Here is a 4,889-nt window from a genome sequence, read left to right as displayed (position 1 = left end):
CCACCTGTACACACTCTTCAACGCCCAGGGGCTGACCGTCGCCGCCCGGATCCGCCAACGCCGCCTGGAGCACTGCCGCCGCGACCTGGCCGACCCCGCCCTGCGCTCCCGCCCCGTCCGGGCCATCGCCGCCCGGTGGGGCTTCACCGACCCCGCCCACTTCTCCCGCACCTTCCGCGCCGCCTACGGCATCACCCCCCGCGACCACCGGCACACCGCCCTCCAAGCCGCACCAGGGCAGAAAACGCCGAGCGGTCCGCGGTAATAGCCAACGACCGGCACCCGTGCCGTCCGGCTGCCGGCAACCCGGCCCCGATGGGGCGCCCGCTGCCGCTGTGCCGTTTCCTGGCCTCACGCACCCCCGCCCGGTTTTGGGGAGGCGAGGGGCAAAGCCGCCGACCGGGCGGCCCCGCCCTGCGGGGGCACTGAGGGCGATAGCATCCGGTCCTTGTCAGTCCGCGCAGCGCTGTTGTCGATCCGGGCGCGCCTTGTCCGGCAGGTTCCTGTATCCGCGTGGTGGTATGCCGGAGGCGGCCCGGAGCAGGCGGCCGAAGTGCGCGGGGGCGGTGAAACGCCAGCGAGCGGGGATAGCCTGGATCGACTGGGCGTTCAGGTGGGGGTGGCCAGGTCGCGGCGGCAGCGCTCCAGGCGGCGGCGTGTCCGGGCCGTCGGCGAGGCGTCCTCGGCCAGCAGCTTGTAGAGCTGGCGCAAGGAGAGGTGATGGGCGTCCGCGACGCCTCGGTGCCTCGCCTTCTTGTCCCCCCCCCGCTACCTCCCGCATCGTCCTTCGTATATGTGGTGACGCGCGTGCTCAGGGAGGCTCTGATCCCGCTGGTCACCGGCATCCCGCCGATCGGCTCCAGCCGCGGCCGACGGCGACGCCGACCCGCGCAACTGCACGGAGACAAGGGCTACGACTACACCCACCTGCGACGATGGCTGCGATGCCGGGGCATCGCCCACCGTATCGCCCGCAAGGGCGTCGACTCCTCGGCCCGGCTGGGCCGCCACCGCTGGACGATCGAACGCACCATCGCATGGCTCACCGGCTGCCGACGGCTCCACCGCCGCTACGAACGCACAGCCAGCCACTTCCTCGCCTTCACCAGCATCGCCTACACCCTCATCTGCTACCGATCACTCGCCAAATGAGATGAGCTAAGGGAGCGCGCCTGGCTGTCGTGGGTGTTGGCTGCGGAGATGCCGACCGAGAGGGGCAGACCGCTCCGGTCGGTGATCAAGTGGATCTTCGAACCGTACTTGCCCCGATCCACAGGATTCGGGCCGGTCAGCTCCCCCTTTTCGTCGCCCGCATGTTCACCGAGTCGATCGCGCAGCGGGTCCAGTCCGGTTCGCCCCGGACACCGAGCTCGTCCAGCACCAGGCGGTGCAGCCTGGCGCACACCCGCTCCCGGCTCCACTCGGCGAACCGCCTGTGTGCGGTTGCCCCGGACGGTCCGAACGATGCGGACGGCAGTTGCTGCCAGGTACATCCCGAGGTGGCCACGATGATGATCGCGGCCAGCACCTCCCGATCACCGTGTCGGCGGCGGCCGCCGCCCTGCGGTCGTGTCGGAGCAGGCGGCACCACCCGCTGGAACAGCTCCCACAGCTCATCCGGCACCAGACGTTCCACGATCGTCACGCCCGCAGGCTACCGACTACGCCAAATGAGATGAGCTGTAAGGCGGGCGGGCTGCTCCGTGTTCAGTCGAGATCGCGGACGGCGGTGTGCGGGGAGAAGTGGGAGACGGCAGCCGTGAGCCGTTCGATGTCGAGGTGCCAGGTGGCGGCGATGCGCGAGGACAGCCGCAGTTCAGGGGATACCCTTCTGGGTCCGGCCAGGATGTGCAACCACCGGGAGAGGGGGTTGCGCCCGGAGCCCGGGAGCAGTGGCAGCCCCGGTGTCCGTTCCAGGCCTATGTTCCGCCAGGTGACACCGCTGCCCGTTCTGCTCCAGACCGCCACGGCGGTGATCTCGTGCCAGGGCACTGTGGCGGTGGTGGACCGGTAGAAGGGGAAAGAGCCACCGAGCGTGATGCCTTTGTCGTCCGCGCGTAGGGCGACCGCGCGGCTCAGGGAGGGCAAGATCGTCCCCGCCAGCACGATGTATAAGAGCAGCACGCCCCCCACGCGCATCAGCAGCGGCATGCCCGGCGCCGCGACTGCCACCAGGTACAGGCTCGAGCCCGCGACGAGCTTGGCGTCGGCCCGCGTCCAGCCGTGCCTGACTTCGTACACCGCAGTACCGGCCGGATTGATCGAGTCCGTCGAATCCGTGTTCATCCACGGATAATCACACCTCGACCTACGCAAGTGAAGGATCCGCGACCGGGGTTGAGGCAGGCCGTACGGCCCGTTGATACCGCATGCACGGCCCACGCTCGTACGGGCCTTCCGGTAGTGCGCTGCCGGGGCGCTGCCCCGCCCTCGGGCGGTGACTCCCCGGCGGTGACCGGCAGGCGTGAGGGAGGGATGCCGTACGCGGCGCGGCAGATGCGGATCGAGTGAGCGGGGTCGGCAAGGCTGTAGCGGATGGCGATGGCGCGGCTGGGGCGGTGGCCCGGTGCGGGTCGGCGAGGCGGAGTCGCTAGCGCCCCAGGCGGCGGGTGGGGATGCGTATCACCCCCGGTGGGGCAGCCGGGGCCACCAACACCAAGTGCCACACACCGACGCCGCTTGGCTACCGGCCGCGCCCCACCCCACGGTTCACCAGTCCGGCCGCCTCAGCCCTGGCGGCCGGAACACCGCCAGCGCACGCCCTGGAACCTGTTCCCCCGCCGAGGGGGGACAGTTTCCTGCCGCCGCTGCCCACTCATGAGACCCCCTCGCCACCATCCCCCGGCGTCGAACAAGGCGAAGACGGCAGCAGCGACGCCCGGTAGCCGAGCCCCACCGACAACCGTCCCGCCGACAACCGTCCCCGGGGCCCACCGCTCGCGGCGGCCCCGGGTACGGTTCCGCCCCGCCGCCGCACACGGGCGCCCAGGCCTCGCCAGCACTCGCGCTCGAACCTGACGGGATACCCGATCTGCGCGCCCGATGCCGCCCCGCCGCTCGCCGTGGTCGCCGCACTCGCCGCTGTCGGCGGCCGGCTGTACCTGCTCTCCCTGCCCGCGTGGGAGCTTCAGGCGGTGTGGGAGGTGCTCACCGCGCTGCGCCGGGCCGAGGGCGGCGAGCCGGGCACGGAGAAGCTCCGGTACCTGGTCGAGTTCTGCGGCGCGTCGTTCTGCGATTCCGGAGTGGTCCCTCGCCGAGGTCGTCGAGGATCTGCGTCGGGTGGTGGCCGTGCGGACGCTGGACATCCCGGCCGTGAGTACTCTGGCCACCGCCTTGATCCTGCGCGCGCCGCTGGACGGCGCCGACGGCGAGGCATCCGCCGGCCGCCGTCGGCCGACGAGACACCGTAGCGCTGCCCGCGGTCACCCCACTGCTCCCGTGCCTGTCTCCCGCCAGGCCACGCAGTGCACGCCCGCGTGCAGGGGCGGCGGGGGCTGACCGTGCTGCCCGGGGCCGAGGGCGGCGAGGTGGGCGCGAAGGATCCTGCGGGACCTGACGGAGTTGTGCGGCGCCTCGTTCTACGGTCCTGCGTGGCCCCTCGCGAAGATCACGGGCGGCCTGCGCCTCGGTGGTGGCGGCGGCTCATGCCCGGCTGTCCGGTTGTGCGCGCCTTGGCCACCGCGCTGGTCCTGCGTGCGCTGCCGCCCCGGGCGGACTGGGTCTGCCGGCCGAGCGATCGTCCGCCGTCTCCGCCGTCTCCGCCCCTGCTGGCAGGGGCGTTGAGCGATCCTGCGTTCGCTCATCGGCCGGCGTGTGGCGGGGCTCGGGCTGTGTCCAGGGCCCGTCCCTTTCGGTGGGGTGGACGCTGGTGGAGCCGCTTTCAACGCCTGAAGACCCGCACAGGGAGAAAGAGGGCCGGTTCCCTCTTCCTACCTCACCGTGGTCGCGGGTGCGGCAGCCTGGGCCGTTGCGGGTGCGTGGCAGGGGTGGGCCATGGCGCGGCGAAGGGCCGTGGGGGTGGTGCCCAGGTGGTCGCGGATGGTGCGGGTCAGATGGGACTGGTCAGCGAAGCCCAGGTCGGCCGCGAGGGCACCGAGACGGGTTTCGCCTGCCTCCAGTCGGTCGAGTGCCGCTGACACGCGGACCCGGTTGCGGTAGCGGGTCAGGGATACGCCCAGTTCGCGGGTGAACGCCCGGCTCAGGCGGTACGGCGAGACACCGACCAGTGCCGCGAGGGGAAACAGGGCGGCCGCGGCGGGATGGCCTTCGTCGACGAGCCGGCGTGCCTCGGCGACGACAGCCCGGTCACGGGCCGTGGCCGGGGTGCCCGCGGGCGTGGGACCGGTGACGGCCCGTGTCACGACAGGGCCGATCAGATCGAGCATCCCTTCCGTGGCACCGAAGTCGATGTCGCCCTCCCGGGCGGCGGCCAACATCCCGCGATGGGCCAGATCGAGCCGGGCGTCGACGTACACCGGGGACGCGGCGGTGGGCGGCCGATCTCCTGCCAGGCCGCGCCACAGGGACGGCGCCAAGGTGATGCAGGTGCACACATCGCCTCCCGACGGGTGGGCGAACCTCTCCTCCTCGCCCGGGACACCGACGTAGGCGAGCGTCGGACCCAGATCCGCGTGGACGCCGTCGGCTTCCCGGCGGAAGCTGCCACGGCGCACCAGGACCACCCGCAAGTCGTCGCGCGCCTGCGCATCCGACCAACTTGTGTGGTCGTCGTGGCAGGTCACAGCGGTGATGTTGAACTGCGGCCGGGTGGCGAGGTCGACGAACGAGAGCACCGGAGCACAGTACGCCGCGGGTCCGACAACCGCCCGCAAGGATGTCCAAGACAGGGCGCGGCGGCCGCGGAAGGCTGCTCGGTGACACATCCGGAC

Annotated in this window: 3 protein-coding genes and 2 pseudogenes; 2 read left to right on the top strand and 3 right to left on the bottom strand. The window is 71.8% G+C overall.

Annotation, left to right across the window (positions count from 1 at the left end; all coding sequences use genetic code 11):
* Together ACYVO2_RS37090 and ACYVO2_RS37085 are read left to right on the top strand one after the other, a co-directional pair.
* Positions 1 to 265, top strand: a 265-nt coding sequence (locus ACYVO2_RS37090; RefSeq protein WP_461012534.1) for a helix-turn-helix domain-containing protein, incomplete at its 5' end; no start/stop codon positions are given.
* 551 nt (positions 266 to 816) lie between these two features.
* Positions 817 to 1,152, top strand: a pseudogene (locus tag ACYVO2_RS37085) (transposase); the annotation flags it as partial.
* Positions 1,153 to 1,169: 17 nt separating this feature from the next.
* Here the strand turns inward: ACYVO2_RS37085 and ACYVO2_RS37080 are convergent.
* From ACYVO2_RS37080 to ACYVO2_RS37070, 3 genes and pseudogenes are all read right to left on the bottom strand, one after another.
* Positions 1,170 to 1,645: pseudogene (locus ACYVO2_RS37080) on the bottom strand (IS5 family transposase); the annotation flags it as partial.
* Between the two features lie 62 nt (positions 1,646 to 1,707).
* Positions 1,708 to 2,286: a hypothetical protein gene (locus tag ACYVO2_RS37075; protein WP_461012533.1), complete on the bottom strand. Its 579-nt coding sequence runs from the start codon at positions 2,284 to 2,286 to the stop codon at positions 1,708 to 1,710.
* 1,643 nt (positions 2,287 to 3,929) lie between these two features.
* Positions 3,930 to 4,793, bottom strand: a complete 864-nt coding sequence (locus ACYVO2_RS37070) for a helix-turn-helix transcriptional regulator (protein WP_461012532.1) — start codon at positions 4,791 to 4,793, stop codon at positions 3,930 to 3,932.
* Positions 4,794 to 4,889: the final 96 nt, after the last annotated feature.

It is taken from the genome of Streptomyces capparidis, assembly GCF_054782095.1.
The sequence above is the reverse complement of the archived record's forward strand: the minus strand, read 5'-3'. Positions and strand labels throughout refer to the sequence as shown.